The sequence below is a fragment of the Streptomyces sp. NPDC056231 genome (assembly GCF_048270745.1).
Classification (GTDB): domain Bacteria; phylum Actinomycetota; class Actinomycetes; order Streptomycetales; family Streptomycetaceae; genus Streptomyces.
Genome location: NZ_JBLVKW010000020.1, coordinates 77,023 through 98,590, shown reverse-complemented (window position 1 = coordinate 98,590; position 21,568 = coordinate 77,023). Strand labels below are relative to the sequence as shown.

General features: G+C 70.5%; 22 protein-coding genes and 1 pseudogene. 12 read left to right on the top strand and 11 right to left on the bottom strand.

The features are described 5' to 3' along the window. From ACNPQM_RS18170 to ACNPQM_RS18160, 3 genes and pseudogenes are all read right to left on the bottom strand, one after another. A pseudogene (locus tag ACNPQM_RS18170) lies at nucleotides 1–854 on the bottom strand (hypothetical protein); the annotation flags it as partial. Between the two features lie 423 nt (nucleotides 855–1,277). After that, nucleotides 1,278–2,114, bottom strand: coding sequence for a tetratricopeptide repeat protein (locus tag ACNPQM_RS18165; protein ID WP_418084792.1), 837 nt, complete (start codon nucleotides 2,112–2,114; stop codon nucleotides 1,278–1,280). A 10-nt stretch (nucleotides 2,115–2,124) separates the two neighbouring features. Beyond that, nucleotides 2,125–3,126 carry a GNAT family N-acetyltransferase gene (locus ACNPQM_RS18160; RefSeq protein WP_358861931.1) on the bottom strand — a complete coding sequence of 334 codons (1,002 nt, stop codon included), beginning with the start codon at nucleotides 3,124–3,126 and terminating at the stop codon, nucleotides 2,125–2,127. Nucleotides 3,127–3,243: 117 nt separating this feature from the next. Here ACNPQM_RS18160 and fdxA point away from each other — a divergent pair, with 117 nt between their 5' ends. Then, nucleotides 3,244–3,564, top strand: a complete 321-nt coding sequence (gene fdxA, locus ACNPQM_RS18155) for a ferredoxin (RefSeq protein WP_037688837.1) — start codon at nucleotides 3,244–3,246, stop codon at nucleotides 3,562–3,564. A gap of 150 nt (nucleotides 3,565–3,714) precedes the next feature. Then, nucleotides 3,715–4,812, top strand: coding sequence for a succinyldiaminopimelate transaminase (dapC, locus tag ACNPQM_RS18150; protein ID WP_358861930.1), 1,098 nt, complete (start codon nucleotides 3,715–3,717; stop codon nucleotides 4,810–4,812). A 72-nt stretch (nucleotides 4,813–4,884) separates the two neighbouring features. Here the strand turns inward: dapC and ACNPQM_RS18145 are convergent, their stop codons facing one another. Together ACNPQM_RS18145 and ACNPQM_RS18140 are read right to left on the bottom strand one after the other, a co-directional pair. Then, nucleotides 4,885–5,310, bottom strand: coding sequence for an ATP-binding protein (locus tag ACNPQM_RS18145; protein WP_358861929.1), 426 nt, complete (start codon nucleotides 5,308–5,310; stop codon nucleotides 4,885–4,887). A gap of 405 nt (nucleotides 5,311–5,715) precedes the next feature. Next, the gene (locus ACNPQM_RS18140; RefSeq protein ID WP_358861928.1) at nucleotides 5,716–6,654 is read right to left on the bottom strand and encodes a hypothetical protein; all 939 of its coding nucleotides are present in this window, start codon (nucleotides 6,652–6,654) and stop codon (nucleotides 5,716–5,718) included. Between the two features lie 166 nt (nucleotides 6,655–6,820). On the opposite strand from ACNPQM_RS18140, the gene dapE reads away from it, so the two are divergent. After that, nucleotides 6,821–7,900, top strand: coding sequence for a succinyl-diaminopimelate desuccinylase (dapE, locus tag ACNPQM_RS18135; protein WP_418084791.1), 1,080 nt, complete (start codon nucleotides 6,821–6,823; stop codon nucleotides 7,898–7,900). A 93-nt stretch (nucleotides 7,901–7,993) separates the two neighbouring features. Continuing rightward, nucleotides 7,994–8,752, top strand: coding sequence for a TIGR00730 family Rossman fold protein (locus tag ACNPQM_RS18130; protein WP_366133917.1), 759 nt, complete (start codon nucleotides 7,994–7,996; stop codon nucleotides 8,750–8,752). Between the two features lie 117 nt (nucleotides 8,753–8,869). Here the strand turns inward: ACNPQM_RS18130 and folP are convergent, their stop codons facing one another. Beyond that, entirely contained in the window at nucleotides 8,870–9,742 is an 873-nt protein-coding gene (gene folP / locus ACNPQM_RS18125; protein ID WP_418084790.1) for a dihydropteroate synthase, read from the bottom strand. Nucleotides 9,743–9,804: 62 nt separating this feature from the next. Between folP and ACNPQM_RS18120 the strand changes: the two genes are divergently transcribed. Then, nucleotides 9,805–10,344, top strand: coding sequence for a cell division protein DivIVA (locus tag ACNPQM_RS18120; protein WP_418084789.1), 540 nt, complete (start codon nucleotides 9,805–9,807; stop codon nucleotides 10,342–10,344). Continuing rightward, the gene (locus ACNPQM_RS18115) at nucleotides 10,341–10,928 is read left to right on the top strand and encodes a DNA-3-methyladenine glycosylase I (protein ID WP_418084788.1); all 588 of its coding nucleotides are present in this window, start codon (nucleotides 10,341–10,343) and stop codon (nucleotides 10,926–10,928) included. The genes ACNPQM_RS18120 and ACNPQM_RS18115 overlap by 4 nt, the downstream gene beginning before the upstream one ends. An 85-nt stretch (nucleotides 10,929–11,013) precedes the next feature. Here ACNPQM_RS18115 and ACNPQM_RS18110 read toward each other — a convergent pair whose 3' ends face one another. Continuing rightward, nucleotides 11,014–11,829: an enoyl-CoA hydratase/isomerase family protein gene (locus tag ACNPQM_RS18110; protein WP_358863147.1), complete on the bottom strand. Its 816-nt coding sequence runs from the start codon at nucleotides 11,827–11,829 to the stop codon at nucleotides 11,014–11,016. Between the two features lie 312 nt (nucleotides 11,830–12,141). On the opposite strand from ACNPQM_RS18110, the gene ACNPQM_RS18105 reads away from it, so the two are divergent. Next, entirely contained in the window at nucleotides 12,142–12,309 is a 168-nt protein-coding gene (locus ACNPQM_RS18105; protein WP_003966491.1) for a DUF3117 domain-containing protein, read from the top strand. 98 nt (nucleotides 12,310–12,407) lie between these two features. Here ACNPQM_RS18105 and ACNPQM_RS18100 read toward each other — a convergent pair whose 3' ends face one another. Further along, on the bottom strand, nucleotides 12,408–13,073 hold the full coding sequence (locus ACNPQM_RS18100; RefSeq protein WP_418084787.1) for an O-methyltransferase: 666 nt from the start codon (nucleotides 13,071–13,073) through the stop codon (nucleotides 12,408–12,410). Nucleotides 13,074–13,254: 181 nt separating this feature from the next. Between ACNPQM_RS18100 and sigE the strand changes: the two genes are divergently transcribed. The 5 genes from sigE (at nucleotide 13,255) to ACNPQM_RS18075 (ending at nucleotide 18,189) form a co-directional block, all read left to right on the top strand. Beyond that, nucleotides 13,255–14,016 carry an RNA polymerase sigma factor SigE gene (gene sigE, locus ACNPQM_RS18095; RefSeq protein WP_358863149.1) on the top strand — a complete coding sequence of 254 codons (762 nt, stop codon included), beginning with the start codon at nucleotides 13,255–13,257 and terminating at the stop codon, nucleotides 14,014–14,016. Next, nucleotides 14,013–15,008: an anti-sigma factor family protein gene (locus ACNPQM_RS18090; protein WP_358863150.1), complete on the top strand. Its 996-nt coding sequence runs from the start codon at nucleotides 14,013–14,015 to the stop codon at nucleotides 15,006–15,008. The genes sigE and ACNPQM_RS18090 overlap by 4 nt, the downstream gene beginning before the upstream one ends. 110 nt (nucleotides 15,009–15,118) lie before the next feature. Next, nucleotides 15,119–16,834, top strand: a complete 1,716-nt coding sequence (locus ACNPQM_RS18085; RefSeq protein WP_418084786.1) for a trypsin-like peptidase domain-containing protein — start codon at nucleotides 15,119–15,121, stop codon at nucleotides 16,832–16,834. Between the two features lie 99 nt (nucleotides 16,835–16,933). Beyond that, a complete protein-coding gene (locus ACNPQM_RS18080; RefSeq protein ID WP_358863152.1) occupies nucleotides 16,934–17,410 on the top strand; it encodes a sec-independent translocase in 477 nt (158 codons plus the stop codon). A gap of 119 nt (nucleotides 17,411–17,529) precedes the next feature. Further along, nucleotides 17,530–18,189: a hypothetical protein gene (locus ACNPQM_RS18075; RefSeq protein ID WP_358863153.1), complete on the top strand. Its 660-nt coding sequence runs from the start codon at nucleotides 17,530–17,532 to the stop codon at nucleotides 18,187–18,189. 292 nt (nucleotides 18,190–18,481) lie between these two features. On the opposite strand, the gene ACNPQM_RS18070 is transcribed toward ACNPQM_RS18075, so the two are convergent. From ACNPQM_RS18070 to ACNPQM_RS18060, 3 genes are read right to left on the bottom strand one after another with little or no spacing between them, the layout of a single operon-like run. Further along, nucleotides 18,482–19,615, bottom strand: coding sequence for an Mrp/NBP35 family ATP-binding protein (locus tag ACNPQM_RS18070; RefSeq protein ID WP_418084785.1), 1,134 nt, complete (start codon nucleotides 19,613–19,615; stop codon nucleotides 18,482–18,484). A 44-nt stretch (nucleotides 19,616–19,659) separates the two neighbouring features. Beyond that, nucleotides 19,660–20,217 carry a DUF1003 domain-containing protein gene (locus ACNPQM_RS18065; RefSeq protein ID WP_358860521.1) on the bottom strand — a complete coding sequence of 186 codons (558 nt, stop codon included), beginning with the start codon at nucleotides 20,215–20,217 and terminating at the stop codon, nucleotides 19,660–19,662. Continuing rightward, entirely contained in the window at nucleotides 20,207–21,481 is a 1,275-nt protein-coding gene (locus ACNPQM_RS18060) for a magnesium transporter MgtE N-terminal domain-containing protein (RefSeq protein WP_418084784.1), read from the bottom strand. Before ACNPQM_RS18060 ends, ACNPQM_RS18065 begins: the two co-directional genes overlap by 11 nt. Nucleotides 21,482–21,568 lie beyond the last annotated feature (87 nt).

Sequence of the window (21,568 nt, the reverse complement as noted above, 5' to 3'; positions counted from 1 at the left end):
GTCATGGCCATGGCGCCGCCACCGGTGTGGACGCCGCCGCGGGGCTTGTCGCCCTTGCTCCAGCCGCCCTTTTCGCCCTTGCTGCCGTGGTGGCCCTTTTCGTTCTTGTCGCCCCAGCCGCCCTTGTCGCCCTTGTCGCCGTGGTGGCCCTTTTCGCCCTCGTCGTCGCCCTTCTCGCCGTGGTGGCCCTTTTCGCCCTTGTCGCTCTTGTCGCCCTCTTCGCCAAAGTCGCCCTTGTCGCCGTCGCTGTAGTCGCCGTCGCCCCAGGTGCCCTCGTCGCTGCTTTCGTCGCTGCTTTCGTCGCCGTTGCCGTCGGAGTCGTTGCCGGGCTGCCACTCCTTGGCCACCGTCATGGCCATGGCGCCGCCACCGGTGTGGACGCCGCCGCGGGGCTTGTCGCCCTTGCTCCAGCCGCCCTTTTCGCCCTTGCTGCCGTGGTGGCCCTTCTCGTCCTTGTCGCCCCAGTCGCCCTTGTCGCCGTGGTGGCCCTTTTCGCCCTTGTCGCCCCAGTCGCCCTTGTCGCCGTGGTGGCCCTTTTCGCCCTCGTCGTCGCCCTTCTCGCCCTCGTCGTCGCGGTCGCCCTTTTCGCCCTTCTCGCCGTGGCCACCCTTGTGGCCGTGGTGGCCCTTTTCGCCGCGGTCGTCGCCGCGGTCGCCGTGCTCATCGCCGCGGTCGTCGCCGCGGTCGCCGTGCTCATCGCCGCGGTCGTCGCCGCGGTCGCCGTGTTCATCGCTGCTGGAGGAGGAACCGCCGTCCCAGCCATCGGTCAAGGTGATGGCGTGGGCAGCGGGACTCGTGATGGCTAGGGCCGCGGTGATCGCGGCCGAAGCGAACAGTGTGCGGGCAGAGCGCATCTGAACACATTCCTTTCGACGCGACTGCGATGAGTGACGGGCTGTCGGCTCAAAGTGACGCAGTTGCGACGTGATCCACCGTTAACCGGAATGCGACTCGGCGCCATCGGGAATCTGTTCATTGGGGCTACGCCATGAGCCCTTCGAGTGGCGATTTACAGATAATCACCCATCGGACTGCACATCATGGCGTAATCAGGTTTGGTGCAGCAGACCCACTCATTTGCTGACATTCCTTCATCGTGACGCACCGTGCGATCGGGGCGGCGAGACCCTCGCAGTTGGCTCGAACTCACTTGCGGCGACGCCTGGTTGACGATGTCCTGTACGTGAGTGATCACCCGGGGCTGCCCTCCGCGTCACCCCAGCGGCCCTGCAGGGCCGGCGAGGCGCCCGGCCCGCGCTCCCATGGTGTCAGCTCCTCTAATTCAGCAAGGCCCGCGCCGCCCGCGCCCGCCCCCGAACCATCTCCGCCGCCGTCGGCTCCACCGCCTCCACCAGCTCCGCGTACTCCTCCATCTCCTCCGCCCCGCGAAGGAACTCCCCGCTCTGTACGAGCAACTGCGCCCGCTCGTAGCGCAGCCGCGCCGGATGCGAGGGCAGCAGCAGTGACAGGTCCACCGCCCACAGCGCCACTCGCGTGCACTCCGGGCGGGCAGCCGCCCACGCCCTGATGTTGTTCAGGATCCGCAGCACGATCTCCAGCGGCCGGGCCGGCACCAGCATCGACGGCTCGAGTGGTGCCCCGGTTGTCCCCGTCACCAGAAGCTGCGCGTCCTGGCCGGTCATCGGCCTGCCGCCGGCGAACGGGTCGGCCAGCACCTGTTCCGCCGGATCGCCGAACCCGACGACGAAATGACCCGGCAGCGCCACCCCGTACACCGGGGCACCCGCCCGCCGCGCCACCTCGATCCACACCACCGACAGCAGGATCGGCAGCCCGCGGCGGCGCCGCAGCACTTCGTGCAGCAGCGAGGACTGCAGCCGTTGGTAGTCCGTCGATGAGCCCTCGAATCCGCAGCGTTCGCCGAGCAGTTCGGCCACCGCCGAGGCCCACGCGCGCCCGCTCCGTGCCCCGTACGGAAGCAGTCCCGCCAGCCGGTCCAGTTCGATCTGTGCAGCGTCGATCCCGTCCGCGTTCAGCGCCGGGTCGGCCTCCGCGGCCAGCAGCAGGCAGAGCAGGGCGAGGTCGGGGCGTTCGGCGCGGGCCTCCTCGGCGAACTGTCGGCGTGGGTTCAGCCCTGGGTTCATGGGAGACATGCTCCTGCCCCTACGCGGACCGGAAGTGGTGGTACAGGTGATGGGTCACGAAGCCCATGCGGTCGTACAGCGCGTGTGCCCCCTCATTCTCCGCCTCCACCTGCAGCCACGCCGCCGACGCACCCTCGTCCAGCGCCTGCCGGGCCAGTGCGGTCATGACGGCGGAGGCCAGGCCCCGCCGCCGGTACGCGGCATCGACCTCGACGGCCATGAAGCCCGCCCAGCGCCCGTCCACGACACACCGTCCGATCGCGGCAGGCGCCTCGCCCGCCACATCACCCGGCACGGTCGCGAACCACACCGAGGGCCCGCTGGCCAGCACCTTCAGTACACGCGGGCTCGGAGTGCGGAAGCGCTGGTACCGGGAGAGCCATGCCTCGTCGATCTCCCGGCTCAGCCGCACCCGCGCAACGTCTGCATCCAGATCGCCGATCGGCGCCAGAGCCGCGATCCGCACCTGTGCCGTGACCTCGCGCCGCCATCCGCGCTCCTCCAGTTCCGCGCACAGCTTCTCCTGTGTGCCTTCCGCACCCGTCGCGGTCTGGATGTACGCGGGAAGCCCGCGGGCTTCGTACCAGCGCTCCACCCGTGCGAGCGCCTCGTCGAGCGGCACCCCCGGATCGCCGAGCGGCAGTACGGAGTTGGCACGCCGGGTGAACCCCTCCGCCGCGCGCAGCTGCCAGTTCCCGAGCGGTTCGCTCTCCACCGGCTGCCAGGCGCGGGCACAGACGTGGGCGAGTTCGGCGAACGTGGCCGACGGACCCCGGCGCCGGGCCGGCGCGGACGGGACGACCTTACCCGCCACCAGCGAGGATTCCTCGATGTGGACGGATTCGCCGCTCTTCGGTGTGATTGACAGCACATGATTGTTCCAGGATGTGAGAACCCCGACGGTGTCGGTGAACTTCCAGCCCGCCGCGCCGCCCTCCGAACGACGTCGGACTGATACCCGTTTGCCCACGTCAGCCGGGGTGATCCGGACCTCAGCCTGTCCGCCGATGGTGAATTCCACAGCTCTCTCCGCCCCTCCTGTTCGGTTCGTGCCCAGGAACGGAGATACTAGGTGCGGGCATCGACGACGCCGCGCTCCCGCGCGAGAGCCAACGCCCTACCGAGGAGGAACGACAGCGTGACCTACGTCATCGCGCAGCCTTGTGTCGACGTAAAGGACAAGGCCTGCATCGAAGAGTGCCCCGTCGACTGCATCTACGAGGGCCAGCGGTCCTTGTACATCCACCCGGACGAATGCGTCGACTGCGGAGCCTGTGAGCCGGTCTGCCCGGTCGAGGCGATCTTCTACGAGGACGACACCCCGGAGGAGTGGAAGGACTACTACAAGGCGAACGTCGAGTTCTTCGACGACCTCGGTTCGCCGGGTGGTGCCTCCAAGCTGGGTCTGATCGAGCGCGACCACCCGTTCATCGCAGCGTTGCCGCCGCAGAACCAGTAAGCAGCGGTCAGCACGTGCGCCGCCCCGGTCCCGTACGGCTCGTCACCGTGCGGGACCGAGGTGTTTTCCGGTCCGGGCCGCAGGCGGACCCGGCGCCGCACGAACCACCCGAACCATCCTCGTCACCCTCGTACGAGAAAGCAGAGAGCCGTGTCCGCAGCAGTCTCCTCCCGCCTCCCGGTCTTCCCCTGGGACAAGCTCGCGCCCTACAAGTCGACCGCTGCGGCCCACCCGGACGGCATCGTCGATCTTTCCGTCGGCACGCCCGTCGACCCGGTGCCGGAGCTGATCCAGCAGGCGCTCGTCGCCGCCGCGGACAGCCCCGGCTATCCGACGGTGTGGGGGACGACCGAACTCCGCGACGCCCTCACCGGCTGGGTGGAGCGGAGGCTCGGCGCGGTCTCGGTGGCGCACGAGAACGTGCTGCCGGTCGTCGGCTCCAAGGAACTCGTCGCCTGGCTGCCGACCCAGCTCGGCCTCGGCGCGGGCGACAGGGTGGCGTACCCGCGGCTCGCCTACCCGACGTACGAGGTGGGTGCCCGGCTCTGCGGCGCCGAGCCCGTCGTCTACGACGACCCCACCGAGCTCGACCCGGCAGGGCTCGAGCTGCTCTGGCTGAACTCGCCGTCCAACCCCACCGGCCGGGTCCTGTCCAAGGACGAGCTGATCCGGATCGTGGCCTGGGCGCGCGAGCACGACGTGCTGGTCTTCAGTGACGAGTGCTACCTGGAGCTCGGCTGGGAGGCCGAACCGGTCTCCGTGCTCCACCCCGATGTCTGCGGCGGCACGTACGAGGGCATCGTCGCCGTCCACTCGCTCTCCAAGCGTTCCAACCTCGCCGGATACCGTGCGGCGTTCATCGCGGGCGACGCGGCCGTCCTCGGCGAACTGCTGCTGATCCGCAAGCACGGCGGGATGATGACGCCCGCCCCGGTCCAGGCCGCCACCGTCGCGGCGCTCGGAGACGACACGCACGTGGCGGAGCAGCGGACCCGGTACGCGGACCGGCGTACCGCGCTGCGGACGGCGCTGGAGGCCCACGGCTTCCGGATCGAGCACAGCGAGGCGAGCCTCTACCTGTGGGCGACCCGCGACGAACCCTGCTGGGACACCGTGGCGTACCTTGCGGAGCTCGGCATCCTGGTGGCGCCGGGCGACTTCTACGGACCGGCGGGTGACCACTTCGTACGGGTGGCGTTCACGGCGACGGACGAACGTGTGGCAGCCGCGGTCAAGCGGCTGTCCTGACCCCGTACCGGACAGGCGCGAGGGCCTCGGGAGCACGCACTTCCGAGGCCCTCTTGCATGTCCGGTACGGGGTCAGCCGATCGGCAGACCGTGGGTGGGCAGGCCCTGCGTCGTCGGCAGACCGCCACCGGCGAGACCGCCGGCCGGCAGACTGCCCTTGGCCGCCGCACGGGTGGCCCCGCCGACCAGCTCACCGGCGACCTTCTGCGCGGCGGGGGCGGCCTTGCTGCCCGTGCTGCCGACGGTCTTGCGCGCGGCCGGGACGGCCGTCCCGACGATCTTGCCGCCGGTGGCACCCGCGACCTTGGCGCCCTGCTCGGACGCGCCGTCGAGGGTCTTGCCGAGACCGGCACCGTCGACGGTCGTCAGACCGCCGAGCTCCGGGGCCTGCGGGAGCTCCGCGGCACCTGCGGCGCCGGCCGCACCGACCACGGGGGCTGCACCCGCCGCGATCAGCAGCGCGGCACGGGCGATCCGACGGGTCAGGGGGAGGGACATGATGCTCCTTCGACGGGATGTGGAATCTGTCTGTCCGTTGACCGGACGCAGTGACAACCGTCATGGGGGCGGGGGAGGTTGCGGTGGACCGAAGTAAAGAGTCGGCAATGCGTCACATAATCCACAACGGAGGAACCCGGGCAAACCTTGCATTTCCCGAACGCCGGACGAGCCGCCGCTTCCCTTTTGCTGCAAGGGAAATGGCGTATGAAAGGGAGAGTCTCGGAGGCGTGTGGTGACGACGGCTTCCGGACGGGCTGGATGGCCCCTGCGAGGGATACTTCGCACTGATGTCCCTCCCGGCATGCGTTGCCCCGTCGCACCGTCCGGCAGGCGGGACTTTCGAAGCACGCCTGAGACCGACCGGTCTCAGCGGGACTCCCATTTTGTGAGCCCCTCTTAGTCTTAGCGAACAAGCTGTATGCGGACCTGTGTGGTGCCTGATTCCTCGCGGTCCGTCCGCCAGCCCGACCCGGTCCTCCACACCCGGCCCGCGTACGCGACCTCGTCGATGCCCAGCGACTCGGCCTGAGCCACCGCCCAGTGCGCGAGCTCCCAGCCGCGCTGCGCCCTGCCGCCCTCCCCGGTGGTCCGCGCCTTCACCGGCACCGAGACCGTTCCCGCGGCCGCCGGCGCGCCCGACGCCCCGTCACCCGCTTTCCCCGAGGGGGGCAGCACACCCTTGCCGAAGGCGCGTACCAGCGCCGACCGCACCTGTGCCGCATCGGCGGGCCCCGCTGCCGTCTGCGTCGGCGTGCAGGTCAGCGCGGCGGGCGTACGGCCGGTCAGCGCGGCGGACAGCAGCGCGGCATCCGGCTCGTGCTTCGCGTACGCCTGCGGGAAACCACTGCGCTGCACCCGCTGCGCGGCGACCGTCAGCGGCAGGCGTGAGTAACCGGGCACCTCGGCCAGATGCTGGTAGAACATCCCGGCCGAGTAGACCGGGTCCAGGATCTGCTTCTCGGTGCCCCAGCCCTGCGAGGGGCGCTGCTGGAACAGTCCCAGCGAGTCCCGGTCGCCGTGCGAGATATTGCGCAGCCCGGACTCCTGCAACGCCGTCGCCAGTGCGATCGTCACCGCACGCTCAGGCATCCCCCGCGTGGTTCCGACCGCGGAGATCGTCGCGGCGTTCGCGGCCTGCTCCAGGCTCAGCCGGTACGTACGTCCCCGGCCCGTCGAGCCGTCGGCGGACTGCACGGTGCACCGCTCGACGCCCTTGTTGCCCGAGATGTACTGAATGGTCAGATAGCCGGCCAGGGCCACGAGTACGGCAAAGGCCGCTGCGATACGCAAGAGGCGGCTGCGGCCGGTGTGTCGGCGGGCGGAGGAGGGGGTCCGGGGCACGCGCCAACCGTACTGGAGGGCCCGGCCGGGGCCGAGGCCGAAGTCCCTCAAGGGCTTTCCTGCCGGATCATGCCGGGCTCGCGGGGTCCGCGATCCGGCCCGGTCCGAAAGACAGTCCCCGGGCCGCCCGGCGGATCAGGGCCGGACAGGCCTTAGGGTCGGGACCATGCCCGAAAGCACCCTTGACCTCACCCTGGACGGCCCGGCCCTCACCGCCCGCCTCGTCGACTTCCCGTCCGTCAGCGGGGACGAGAAGGAGCTGGCCGACGCGATCGAGACGGCCCTGCGCACGCTCCCGCACCTGACCGTCGACCGTCACGGCAACAACGTCGTGGCCCGGACGAACCTCGGCCGCGACGAGCGCGTCGTACTCGCCGGACACATCGACACCGTGCCGATCGCCGACAACGTCCCGTCCCGGCTCGACGAGAACGGCGTGCTCTGGGGCTGCGGCACCTCCGACATGAAGTCGGGCGTCGCCGTCCAGCTGCGGATCGCCGCGACCGTGCCCGAGCCCAACCGCGACCTCACCTTCGTCTTCTACGACAACGAAGAAGTCGCCGCGCACCTCAACGGGCTCGGCCATGTCGCAGACGCCCACCCCGACTGGCTGGCGGGCGACTTCGCCGTCCTCCTCGAAGGGTCCGACGCCCAGGTCGAGGGCGGCTGCCAGGGCACCCTGCGGGTCTTTCTCCGTACGGAAGGGGAGCGGGCGCACTCCGCGCGCAGCTGGATGGGGTCCAACGCCATCCACGCGGCCGCTCCGATCCTCACCCGCCTCGCCGCCTACGAACCGCGCCGGCCGGTCATCGACGGGCTGGAGTACCACGAGGGTCTGAACGCCGTCCGTATCGAGGCCGGCGTCGCCAACAACGTCATCCCGGACGCCTGCACCGTCGTCGTCAACTACCGGTACGCCCCCGACCGCAGCCCCGAGGAAGCCCTCGCCCACGTCCACGAGGTCTTCGCGGACTGCGGCGTCGTCGAGTTCACCGTCGACGACCACTCCGGCGCGGCGATGCCCGGCCTCTCCCACCCGGCGGCCAAGGCGTTCGTGGAGGCCGTCGGCGGTACCGCGAAGCCGAAGTTCGGCTGGACGGACGTCTCCCGCTTCGGTGCGCTGGGCGTCCCCGCCGTGAATTACGGGCCCGGTGACCCGGTCCTCGCGCACAAGCGCAACGAGCACGTGGCGGTCGACCGGATCACCCACTGCGAGGACCGGCTCCGCTCCTGGCTCACCAGCTGACCGGCGGCATTCCCCTGCCGGTAACCTCCATGGATCTACCCTGACCTGACACAGCACGTCGTCATGGCGGCACGTCGTCGGAGGGAGCAGGCCATGGGCAACCCCGAAGAAGCTCACGTCCCCGAGGAGCAGCGGCTCGGTCCAGTACTGCGCCGCAGGGAACAGGTACAGCCCGGCACCACCGATCAGCGGTTGCTGGACTCCGAGGGCGATTCCGAGTGGGTGCACACCGATCCCTGGCGGGTGATGCGCATCCAGTCGGAGTTCGTCGAGGGCTTCGGCGCGCTGGCCGAGCTGCCGAGCGCGATCAGCGTCTTCGGCTCGGCCCGCAGCCCGGCGGACGGTCCGGACTACGAGGCGGGCGTACAGATCGGCAAGGCGCTGGTCGAGGCCGGTTTCGCGGTGATCACCGGGGGCGGTCCCGGAGCGATGGAGGCGGCGAACAAGGGGGCGCGGGAGGCGAAGGGCATCTCGGTCGGCCTCGGTATCGAGCTGCCCTTCGAGTCCGGGCTCAACCCGCACGTCGACATCGGCGTGAACTTCCGCTACTTCTTCGTCCGCAAGACGATGTTCGTGAAGTACGCGCAGGGCTTCGTCGTCCTGCCCGGCGGCCTCGGCACACTCGACGAGCTCTTCGAGGCGCTCACCCTCGTCCAGACGGGCAAGGTGACCCGCTTCCCGATTGTGCTCTTCGGCACCGCGTACTGGGGCGGCCTGGTGGACTGGCTGCGGAACACGGTGGTGGCGCAGGGGAAGGCGTCCGAGAGGGACATGCTGCTGTTTCACGTCACGGACGACGTGCACGAGGCGGTCGAGCTGGTCACGAAGGAAGTCGGCCACTGGCCTCGGTGAGTCCCTCCGGTCGGTCTGAGGAGCGGGATCCGGGGCAGCGCCCCGGATCCGGAAGGGGCGGGCAGGGGGACACGTCTCGCGCAGCGTCCCCGCCGCCCCGGGCCCGCCCCGCCGCCGCTAGACCAGCCCGCGCCGGGCCACCGCCGGCGCCCGGTGCCCTGCGATCGACGCCACCATGTCCAGCACCTGTCGCGTCTCCGCCACCTCGTGCACCCGGTAGACCTGCGCGCCCAGCCACGCCGAGACCGCGGTCGTCGCCAGCGTCCCGATGACCCGTTCCTTCACGGGCCGGTCGAGCGTCTCCCCGACGAAGTCCTTGTTGGACAGGGAGACGAGAACGGGCCAGCCGGTCTCCGTCATCTCACCGAGGCGACGCGTCGCCTCCAGCGAGTGCCGGGTGTTCTTCCCGAAGTCATGACCGGGGTCGATCATGATGCCGTCCGGCCTGACCCCGAGCTCCACGGCCCGCTCGGCCAGCCCCACCGTCACCCGCAGGATGTCCGCCATCACGTCGTCGTACGCGATCCGGTGCGGCCGGGTCCGCGGTTCGGCTCCGCCCGCGTGCGTACACACCAGCCCCGCTCCGTGCCGCGCGGCCACCTCCGCGAGCTTCGGGTCGACACCGCCCCACGCGTCGTTCAGCACATCGGCACCGGCCTCGCAGACCGCCTCACCGACTTCGTGGCGCCAGGTGTCGACGCTGATCACCACATCGGGGTGGCGCCGCCGTACCTCGGCGACGAACCCGACGGTGCGGCGTGCCTCCTCCGCGGCGGTCACCTCCTCGCCGGGACCGGCCTTCACCCCGCCGATGTCGATGATCGCGGCGCCGTCGGCGACAGCCTGCTCGACCCGGGCGAGCGCGGGCTCGTCGCGGAAGGTCGCGCCCTGGTCGTAGAAGGAGTCCGGAGTACGGTTCACGATCGCCATGATCACTGGCTCGTGCGCCCCGAATTCGCGCCGTCCCAGCCTGAGCGCACCGCTTCGCATCCTGTGTTTCTCCTCTGGATAGATCCCCCGCCGCCGCCTGCGACCCTAACTGTCAGTACCGCATGGCACGATCGGAGCCGGACAGGTTTTCCGCCCCAGGGGAGATGCGTGTGTTCTGGTTCTTGCTGCTGGCGATGGTGGTGGTCGTGGCCGCAGTCACCCTCGCGGTGGTCGGCGGAGGGAAGAGCGCTGTCCTGCAGGACGTGGCGCCCGAGCAGCTGACCGACCCGCTGCCCGCGACCCGTCCGGTCGGCCGCGCGGACGTCGAGGCGCTGCGGCTGCCGGTGACGGCACGCGGATACCGGATGGCCGACGTCGACGACGTGCTCGGCCGGCTGGGCGCCGAGCTCGCCGAGCGGGACGCGCGGATCGCCGAGCTGGAGTCGGCGCTCGCCGGAGCGCAGGCGACGGCGGTGGGCGGTGTCGGGCTCCTCAAGGAGCCGCAGGACCGGCCGCGGTCCGAGCGGGCACCCCGGTCAGCGCCGCAGTCCGAGGAGCAGCCCGACCGGCAGCCGGAGCCGCCCTCCTGGCCCCCGTCCGGTGAGGAGCCGCCGCCCGGTCCGGAGTCCGGGCCCCGGTCCGGCGAGGAGCCGCAGCGATGAGCGGCGGCGCCGAAGCGGGCGTGGACGGCCGGCTGCGCTGCCCGTGGGGACTGTCCACCGATGACTACCTCGCCTACCACGACACGGAATGGGGCCGCCCCGTCCGCGGCGACGACGCCCTGTTCGAGCGCCTCTGCCTGGAGGCGTTCCAGTCCGGGCTGTCCTGGCTGACGATCCTGCGCCGCCGGGAAGGATTCCGCAGCGCCTTCGCCGGGTTCAAGATCCGTGCGGTGGCGGAGTTCACCGACGCCGACAAGGAACGCCTCCTTGCCGACGCCGGGATCATCCGCAACCGCGCGAAGATCGAGGCGACGCTCGCCAATGCCAAGGTGCTGGCCGCATGGCCGGACGGCGAGCTGGACGAACTGATCTGGTCGTACGCCCCGGACCCGGCCACCCGGCCCGCCCCGCGCACCCTCGGCGACGTCCCGGCGGTCACGCCGGAGTCCACCGCGCTGGCCAAGGACCTCAAGAGGCGCGGCCTGCGCTTCATCGGCCCCACCACGGCCTACGCCCTGATGCAGGCGTGCGGCCTGGTCGATGACCACCTGGCCGACTGCGTGGCCCGCGGCACGGGGGCGTAGGGCGGGTCGGCGGTGCCGTGGAGGAAGCCACCCACCGGTGAGCAACCGTCCACGCCTCCTGGCCCGGACCGACCCCCGCGAGGCCCTACCGGCCCAGGTACTTCGGCTTCGCCTTGTCCAGGAACGCCTGCACCGCGATGGTGTGGTCCTCGGAGGCGCCCGCCTTGGTCTGGAGTTCGTCCTCCTTCTCCAGCGTCTCGCTCAGCGTGTGGCCGGCGCCGTAGGCCAGCGACGCCTTGAGTGCGGCGTACGCCACCGTCGGGCCGTCCGCCAGCTTGCGGGCCACTGCCAGGGCCTCCGCGGCGAGATCGGCTGCGGGCACCAGTCTGTTCACGATGCCCAGCTCGTACGCGTCCTGCGCCGAGATGGAACGAGGGAAGAGCAGCAGGTCGGCTGCGCGGCTCTGGCCGATCAGCCGGGGCAGCGTCCACGAGACACCTGAGTCGGCGGTGAGGGCGACCCCGGCGAACGAGGTGTTGAACGAGGCGCTGTCGGCGACCACCCGGTAGTCGCAGGCGAGCGCGAAGCCGAAGCCCGCGCCGGCGGCGACCCCGTTCACCCCGGCGACGACCGGCTTCTCCATCTCGGTGATCGCCCGCACGACGGGGTTGTAGTGGTCCTGCACGGTGCTCAGCGCATTGCCGGAACCCGACTCCCGGACGGCGGTCAGCGTGGCGACGTGTTCTTTGAGGTCCTGGCCGACGCAGAAGGCGCGCGAGCCGGCCGCCGTGAGCAGAACCGCCCGGACAGCGGTATCGGCCGCAGCTGACTGCAGCGCGTCACGGAGGGCCGCCTTGGCGGCTGTGTTCATGGCGTTCATCGCGTCGGGACGGTTGATCGTGATCGTTGCGAGTCCGTCCGTCACTTCGTAGAGCACGGTGTCGGCCGCGTGGTCCGCCATGTGATGTCCCCTTTGCACCTCGGGCAATGCCTGTCCAGGCAAGCATGGCCGACATCACCGAGGGGGAGCATGTGACCTGCGTCTAACAATTGCGCCCCGATGGAGGGGCGAAGGCGACGGAGTATCGCAGTCGGATCGCCGAATTGGGTGGTTTTGCGAGAGCGCGTTGCGCAAGCGATGCAGACCGATGTTGGTCACGGGGGTCTGTGATGCGGGATAATGGCCTGGAAGCAATGTGTTCGATGCCGGTGAGACAGCGCCTGTCATGGGGCCGCCGGTTGTTATGAGCTGGTTTCAGGAAGGGGAACGAGCATGGCGGCCATGAAGCCGCGGACGGGCGACGGCCCGCTCGAGGTGACAAAGGAGGGGCGGGGCATCGTCATGCGCGTTCCGCTCGAAGGCGGCGGTCGGCTTGTTGTGGAGCTGACTCCGGACGAGGCCGATGCACTCGGCGACGCCCTCAAGAAGGTCGTCGGCTGACGCAGAGGCGCCCACGCTTCATCACTGCCCCGGCACGGGTCCGTGCCGGGGCAGTGATGCATTCGGAACACACCCTAGGGGCACGGAACGGCGAACGGTCACCCACGCCGGACGGCGCAGAGCAACCCGTCGCCCACCGGCAACAACGTGGCCATCAGCTCCTGGCTCTCCCGCACCGCCCGCAGCAGCTCCCGCAGCCGCAGTACCTCCGCCGGCTGCGCCGCGGAGTCGACCGTACGGCCGTCCGCGAAGACGCCCTCGAAGCAGACCAGACCGCCAGGTCGCAGCAGGCGCAACGATTCAGCGAGGTAGTCCAGGCTCTCCAGCCGGTCGCCGTCGCAGAAGACGAGGTCGTATCCGCCGTCCGCGAGCCGCGGAAGTACGTCGAGGGCGCGGCCGGGGATGAAACGGGCCCGATTGGCCGCGAACCCCGAAGCCCGGAAGGCCTGGCGGGCGAACTGCTGCCGCTCCGGCTCCGGATCGACCGTGGTCAGCACCCCGTCCGGCCGCATCCCGTGCATCAGATAGATGCCGGACACGCCGGTTCCGGTGCCGATTTCGGCCACCGCCTTGGCGTCGGTCGTGGCAGCGAGCAAGCGCAGCGCGGCGCCGGTGCCCGGTGACACCGAGCGGAGCCCTGCCTCCCGGGCCCGGTCTCTGGCCCAGCGCAGTGCTTCGTCCTCGGCGACAAAGGCGTCGGCGAACGCCCAGCTCGTCTGCCGGTTGGCGGTAATGACCCTCTCCTGTCCCCGTAGTTGGCGCAACGGTGACTGTATCCGCTGTACCCGGGAACCCGCAGATGGGACCGGGCGTTAGGAAAGGGCAGGGGAAAGCCCATGGATCCGGCCCGCAGACCGGGCCCCGGATCATGGGCCGGCGGGTTCCCGGGGATGATCCCGGACCCCGGCAATAAAGGTTTATCCGGAGCTAACGGGCGAGGTGGCTATGGTAGGGGCTCCACTGGACACCACCAGAGCCGACAGGGGAGGTGCGGCTGCGCCTGTGGATCGGGGACGAGTGCTACGGCGCTTGCTCAGGTCGGCGGGTGAGCCGAAATCCGTGACCAAGATTGCTGACCGTTCTTCCAACGACTCCGCACCCACCGCGACCTTCGCCTCAGATGCGGACTCCCAGGCGTGGATGCCGCCCTCATGGGAAGAGATCGTCAGCACGCACAGCGGTCGTGTCTACCGCCTTGCCTACCGTCTGACGGGAAACCAGCACGATGCCGAGGACCTCACTCAGGAGGTCTTCGTCCGGGTGTTCCGTTCGCTGTCGACCTACACACCCGGCACCTTCGAGGGCTGGCTGCACCGCATCACGACCAACCTGTTCCTGGACATGGTCCGCCGTAAGCAGCGGATCCGTTTCGACTCCCTCGGTGACGACGCCGCCGAGCGGCTGCCGAGCCGTGAGCCGTCCCCGCAGCAGGTCTTCAACGACACCCACTTCGACGCGGACGTACAGCAGGCGCTGGACACCCTTGCGCCCGAATTCCGTGCCGCGGTCGTGCTCTGCGACATCGAGGGACTTTCGTACGAGGAGATCGCCGCGACCCTCGGCGTGAAGCTCGGTACCGTGCGCAGCCGTATTCACCGCGGCCGCTCGCACCTGCGCAAGGCTCTGCAGCACCGCTCTCCCGAGGCCCGCGCCGAGCAGCGCTCGCTGGCGGGAGCCGTGGTGGCAGTGGAGGGCGGGCCGGCGTGAGTGGTACAGGTCCGACCCCTGCGGAACAGCACCTGGGGGACCGCCTTGCCGCGCTCGTCGACGGTGAGCTCAAACATGACGCCCGCGAGCGGGTGCTCGCCCATCTCGCGACCTGCGTGAAGTGCAAGGCCGAGGCTGCCGCCCAGCGGCGGCTCAAGAGTGTCTTCGCGCAGTCCGCCCCGCCGTCGCCGTCCGAGGGGTTCCTCGCCCGGCTGCAGGGCCTTCCCGGGGGACCGGGCGGTGACGACGACACCCAAGGAAGACCATTCGGCGGCTCCGGGCGGTTCGCCGACGGGCTTTTCCCGGTGATGCAGCCCCCCGGCAGCCGCACCGATCCGCCTTCGGGAAAGTCGCAGCTGGACCGTTTCGGCTACCTCGGGACGCCGCACGGCTCACCGGCCGTGCTTCCGGCCGGCGGATCGCGTTCGGCGTTCCGGATCCATGAGGTGGGCCGGGAGGGGGACCGGTCGCCGTGGCGCGGCCGCAGGTTCGCCTTCGCGGCTGCCAGTGCCGTCTCGCTGGCAGCCATCGCGCTGGGTGGCGCCCTGCCGACAGGAGCGGGTTCCGGCGCCGCGACCCGCGCCGAGGGCGCCGGAAACAACGTGACCCCGCTCGATGCCGCCGCACGGACCGAGAGCAGCAGCGTGACCAGCCGTCGCGGTGGCAGCAGCCTCGGCACGTCCGGCGTGCCCGGCGACGGTTCCATGATCGGCCCCTCGGCCCAGCCGCCGAATACCGCGGCACCCGTCCCCGCCCTGTTCGGCACCGGCCGGCTCACGGCCAACCCCTTCGCCGCGGCGGTACTGACGGATGTGTCCGCGTCCCCCCTGATACGACCGACCGCCACCAGCCCGCTGTTCACGCACGCGCTCGGAAGCGGCCGGAACCCCGTCTCCCCCATGCCCTCGCCGACCGAGTCCTGGACACCGACGTCGGCGGCCGCCCTGCCCACCTCCGTCGATCGCCGTCTGCCGCTTTCCGCCCAGCGCTGACGGGGGTCTGCGCAGCGATTCGTAAACCTGGTTGAATCCACGGAGGAATTCCGGGAGGGACGTCCTTTCGGGCGCGTGCAGAGGCCAGTTGTGGCGGTTGCGGGGAGAGCATGGACGACGGGAAGCCCACCGGGCCGAAGGCGAAGTGGTGGAGCCGCCCCACTTCGGGGCGCGCCACCGCGTCAGCGCCGCAGGAGGCTCCCGCCCCGGCGGAGGACGTGCGGCCCGTGGGCACACCGGCCGGTGACCCGGACACCGGGGTCGTCGCAGACGCGAGCCCGGCGCCCGTACTCCCCGCCCAGCCCGCACCGCCCGAGCCCGTGACACCCGCACCGGTGACGCCCGAGCCCGGGGCGCATGCACCCGCGGCGACGGCCCGAGCGCCGGTGCCTGCGGTGAAGCCGTTGCACGAGCCCGATGAGTACAGCACCCCGCCGTACGGCGGCCCCGGCCCCTGGGCGCCCGCACCACCCGTACAGCGCCCGGTGCCGACACCGGCGCACGGCACTCCCGTACCGCCGCCGTACGCAGGCACCGGCACGAACGGCGCAGGCATGCCCACGGCCCCCGCGCCCCTCCCGGGCCCTGCCCCGGCCTTCACACCCCCGCCCCAGCCGCCACAGTCCTCGCAGTGGTCGCAGTACGACCCCTGGGGTGCGCCCCAGCAGCCGCTGACCCAGCCCGGCTCCCCGCTCGGGTCGGACGGCGGGCGCAGGAAGAGCCGACGTGGCTCCCTGCTCGTCGGCGCACTGCTGCTCGCCCTGGTGGCGGGCGGCATCGGCGGCGGCATCGGTGCCTACATCGAGCGCAACGGCGGTCTGACCACGGTCGAGCTTCCGCAGGCCGCGAGGAACAGCGGCGGCCGTGCCCCCGACAGCGTCGCGGGCATCGCCGCCAGCGCCCTGCCCAGCGTGGTCACCCTCCATGTCAGCGGCACCACCGAATCCGGCACCGGCACCGGCTTCGTCCTCGACAAGTCGGGCCACATCCTCACCAACAACCATGTCGTCGCCCCGGCCGGCTCCTCCGGTTCCATCACGGTGACGTTCAGCGGCGGCGAGACCGCGCGCGCCGAGGTCGTCGGCAAGGACAGCGGCTACGACCTGGCCGTGGTCAAGGTCACCGGCGTCTCCGGACTCAAGCCACTGCCGCTGGGCAATTCCGACAATGTGCAGGTCGGCGACCCGGTGGTGGCCATCGGAGCCCCCTTCGACCTGTCCAACACCGTCACCTCCGGCATCATCAGCGCCAAGGACCGGCCGATCACCGCGGGCGGCGAGAAGGGCGACGGCAGCGACATCAGCTACGTCGACGCGCTGCAGACCGACGCCCCGATCAACCCGGGCAACTCCGGGGGCCCGCTCGTCGACACCGACGCCCATGTCATAGGCATCAACAGCGCCATCCGCGCCGCCGACAACAGTTCGTCGACCGAGGGCGGCCAGGCAGGTTCCATCGGCCTCGGCTTCGCCATCCCGATCAACCAGGGCAAGCGGGTCGCCGAGGAGCTGATCAACACCGGTAGAGCCACGCATCCGGTGATCGGTGTGACCTTGGACATGAAGTACACCGGTGACGGCGCCAAGGTCGGTGCGAAGGGCGCCGCGGGCAAGCCCGCGGTGACACCGGGCGGTCCTGGGGCGAAGGCCGGCATCAGGCCGGGCGACGTCATCACCGAGGTGGACGGGCAGCGGGTGCACAGCGGCGAGGAGCTGATCGTGAAGATCCGCGCGCACCGTCCGGGTGACCGACTGGACCTCGGTCTGACCCGCAGTGGTAAAGACCTGTCCATGACTTTGGTCCTGGGGTCGGCAACCGGCACGTGATGGCCGTGGGACGCTACCGTGCGGACAGCCCGGCCGGGTACCGTTGGCCGGGCCCGGACCTCATCCGACCTGGGCTCGGGGAACACGAGGAGCTACAAGGTGTTCAATGACATAGGCGCGCTAGAGCTGGTGACGCTCGTGGTCCTCGGTGTGCTGATCTTCGGCCCGGACAAGCTGCCCAAGGTCATCCAGGACGCTTCACGCTTCATCCGCAAGATCCGTGAGTTCTCCGAGAGCGCCAAGGAGGACATCCGTACGGAGCTCGGCCCGGAGTTCAAGGACTTCGAGTTCGAGGACCTCAACCCGAAGACGTTCGTCCGCAAGCAGCTCATGGACGGAAACGACGATCTCGGGCTGAAGGAGATCCGCGAGAGCTTCGACCTCCGTAAGGAGATGGCCGAGGTCACCGACGCGGTCCACGGTCGCGAGAGCGCGTCCAAGGACTCCGCGGGCGGCGTGTCGGGCAGCGCGGCGGTCACTGCGGCGAACGGCTCCCCGGGCGCCCCCGACCTGCTCAAGAAGCGCGAGCAGCCCCCGAAGGACGATCACCCGCCCTTCGACGCAGACGCCACCTGACGCCGGTCAATCCCGGCTCGCCCGGGTGGTATCGCTATTCTCCATCTGTCCGGTTGCGAGGACGCCCGAGGGGGGCGGGCCGCTGCGGACCCCTAGGGATCGAGGAGGCGGCCAGGCAGATGGAGACGACGAGTCGGGCAGGCGCGGAAGGTGCGCCCAGCACAGTCACCGCAGAGGGCGTGCCGGCGACCCGGCGTACGGTCGACGGCTATCTGCAGGCGTCTTTCCCCTGGTACGGACTGGACGAGGCCTTCACCGGGCCGCGCTGGCTGATGCAGGTCGGTACGGCGGCGGACGGCACGGTGCAGCACGGTTCGACCGGGCACGGTGAGGAGCCGGTGGTACGGGGTGACTCCAGCGGCGAGAAGCAGCGGTTCGCGGTCGTGGTGACGGTGGCGAGCAGTCCCGTACGGCGTAGTGGCGACGGTACGGGGGTGCTGGAGGCGACCACGGTGTCGTCGGCGGCGTGGCTGGCGGGCTCGGGTCTGCTGGCCTACACGTGGCCCTCGCAGCTGGACCACACGCTGCGCGACGACTGGATGGACCAGCAGACGGAGACGGCGTTCGAGCTCGCCGACGATCTGGACGGGCCCGAGTGGTCGGTGCTGTCCCTGCCGGTGGACGGTGTTCCGGTGCCGTTCCACTACCGGGAGTCCGAGTTCGGGTGGGTGCTGGCGGGGTCGGCGCCGGGCGGGGTGCACATCGGAGCGTACGGGCGCGGGATGAGCGCGTACGGGCTGGGGTTCTCCGTAATCGAGGACATCGCGGCGTACGCGTAGCGGGTGCGGTGGCCGGGGTGCCCGGCTAGGGCGTGTTTCGAAAGTCCCGTCTGCCGGGCGGTGTCCGGCACGCACGCTCGCCGCGTTGTCGGGCTCGCCCCGATACGACCGGTATCGGGGCGATCCTCCGCCTTGCGGTCGCACGCACCGGACGCCGCCCGGCCCGCCCTACGGGCGGACGACGCTCCTTTCGAAACACGTCCTGGATCGCCGAACGGGATCGGCAGTGCCGCCGGGCGGGGCCCGTGCCCTGCCCGGCGGTTGTGCTGTGGCCCCGTCAGGGGGCCGCGGCTCAGAACTTGTTGCGGGGGGTGATGCCCAGCGACATGCCCGACAGGCCGCGCCGGCGGCCACCCAGCCTGTCGGCGATCGTGCGCAGGGCCTTGCCGGCCGGGGAATCCGGGTCCGAGAGGACCACCGGCTTGCCCTCGTCGCCGCCCTCGCGCAGGCGTACGTCGATCGGAATGGAGCCGAGCACCGGGACCTCCGCGCCGACCGTCTTCGTCAGGCCCTCGGCGACCTTCTTGCCGCCACCGGTGCCGAACACGTCGACCATCTCGTCGCAGTGCGGGCACGGCATGCCCGACATGTTCTCGACGACGCCGACGATCTTCTGGTGGGTCTGCACGGCGATCGCGCCGGCCCGCTCGGCCACCTCGGCCGCGGCCTGTTGCGGGGTCGTGACGACGAGGATCTCGGCGTTCGGGACGAGCTGGGCCACGGAGATCGCGATGTCACCGGTGCCCGGCGGCAGATCGAGCAGCAGGACGTCCAGGTCGCCCCAGTACACATCCGCGAGGAACTGCTGCAGTGCGCGGTGCAGCATCGGTCCGCGCCATACCACCGGGGCGTTGCCCGGGGTGAACATGCCGATGGAGATGACCTTCACGCCGTGCGCCGACGGCGGCATGATCATGTTCTCGACCTGGGTCGGCCTGCCGTCCGCGCCGAGCATCCGCGGCACGCTGTGCCCGTAGATGTCCGCGTCCACGACGCCGACCTTGAGGCCGTCGGCCGCCATCGCCGCTGCCAGGTTCACCGTCACCGACGACTTGCCGACGCCGCCCTTGCCGGACGCCACCGCGTACACCCGGGTCAGCGAGCCGGGCTTGGCGAACGGCACCTCGCGCTCCGCCGTACCGCCGCGCAGCGAGGACGTGAGCTCCTTGCGCTGTTCGTCGCTCATCACGTCGAGCGTGACGTCGACCCGTGTGACGCCTTCGACCTTCGCCACCGCATCGGTCACGTTCTTGGTGATGGTCTCGCGCATCGGGCAGCCGGAGACAGTGAGATACACCGTGACAGCGACCGCACCGTCAGCTGCGATCTCGACCGACTTGACCATGCCGAGTTCGGTGATCGGTCGGTGGATCTCGGGGTCGTTCACTGTCGCCAGTGCTTCGCGCACCGCGTCTTCGGTAGCCATACCGACGATGTTACGGCGCCTGTCGCTACGCGCGAGTAGCCCTGTCAGCGGTCTTCGTCACTCTCGGCCGGGTACAGGGCCTGCTGGTCGTGCAGGCCCCTCGCGAGGTCGTCCAGTTCGGAGCGGATCCAGTCGCGCGTAGCGACCTCGCCGAGCCCCATCCGCAGCGACGCGATCTCGCGCGTGAGGTACTCGGTGTCCGCGATGGAGCGCTCGTTCTGCTTGCGGTCCTGCTCGTAGGTGACCCGGTCCCGGTCGGCCTGCCGGTTCTGCGCGAGAAGGATCAGCGGGGCCGCGTACGAGGCCTGGAGCGACAGGACCAGAGTCAGGAAGATGAACGGGTACCCGTCGAACCGCCACCCCACGGGCGCGAAGGCGTTCCACAGCACCCAGACGATGATGACCACTGTCATCCAGGCGATGAACCGCCAGGTGCCCAGGAAGCGGGCGATCCGTTCGGAGAGCCGGCCGAACGACTCGGGGTCGTATTCGGGCAGCAGCCGACGACGCGGGGACTTCGGCTGGTCCAGCCGGGAACGGGGCGGGCGCGCAATGCCCGAGGCCCCCGCTGGCGCCCCCTTCGAGCGGTCCTCACCGGCCACGCGCGATCTCCTCCCCGCCGTGGAAGTCGGTCTCCCGCCAGTCCTCGGGCAGCAGGTGGTCGAGGACGTCGTCGACGGTCACTGCGCCGAGCAGTGATCCGCTCTCGTCCACGACCGGCACGGAGACCAGGTTGTACGCGGCCAGGTAGCTCGTCACGTCCGGCAGCGGAGTGTCCGGTGTGAGGGGGACGAGATCGCTGTCGACGATCGAGCTGACCAGGGCGTACGGCGGATCCCGCAGCAGCCGCTGAAAGTGCACGGTGCCCAGGTATTTGCCGGTCGGTGTCTCGTCGGGGGAGCGGCACACGTACACCTGGGCGGCGAGCGCCGGGGACAGGTCCGCCTGCCGGACCCGCGCGAGTGCGTCGGCGACCGTCGCGTCCGGCCGCAGAATGATCGGCTCGGTGGTCATCAGACCGCCCGCGGTCCGCTCCTCGTACGACATGAGGCGTCGTACATCCGCCGCGTCGTCCGGCCGCATCAGCGTCAGCAGCCGCTCCTTGTCCGCCTCGGGCAGTTCGGAGAGCAGGTCGGCCGCGTCGTCCGGGTCCATGGCCTCCAGGACATCGGCGGCGCGCTCCTCCTGGAGCTTGCCGATGATCTCCACCTGGTCGTCCCCGGGCAGCTCCTCCAGGACGTCGGCGAGCCGGTCGTCGTCGAGCGCGGCCGCGACCTCGGCCCGACGCTTGGGCGACAGATGATGCAGCGCGTTGGCCACGTCGGTCGGCCGGAGCTGCTCGAACGTGGCGACCAGTGATTCGGCGCCCTGACCGTCCTCCTCCAGTGAGAATCCGCTGACCGCCGACCATTCGACCGTCAGGGTCTCGCCCTTGCGCCGCAGCGCCCCGCCCCTGCCCTTGCGCACGAAGTACTTGTCGATCTCCCAGTCACGGCGGGCCGGGAGCTGCGACACGGAGACATCGAGAACGGTGACCTCCTCGCCGGTCTCCACGAGGCGGACCCGCCGGTCGAGGAACTCGCCGAGCACCAGGCGTTCGGTGGGCCGCTGTTCGAAGCGCCGCATGTTGACCACGCCGGTGGTGATGACCTGACCGGACTCGATACCTGTCACCCGGGTCATCGGGAGGAAGATGCGGCGGCGGCTGAGCACCTCGACGACCAGGCCGAGCAGCCGGGGCGGCCGGCCGCCGACCCGCAGCATCGCGACCAGATCACGGACCCGGCCCACCTGGTCCCCGGTGGGGTCGAAGACCGGCACGCCGGAAAGGTGCGAGACGAAGACCCGGGGTGCACCTGCCGCCATGCTCTGCGCCTCCTTCCGTCCCGTGGAGAGGGGATGGTCCGTTCAGGGATGAATTGCACCGTTATGACGGGATCAGGCTAGCCCGTA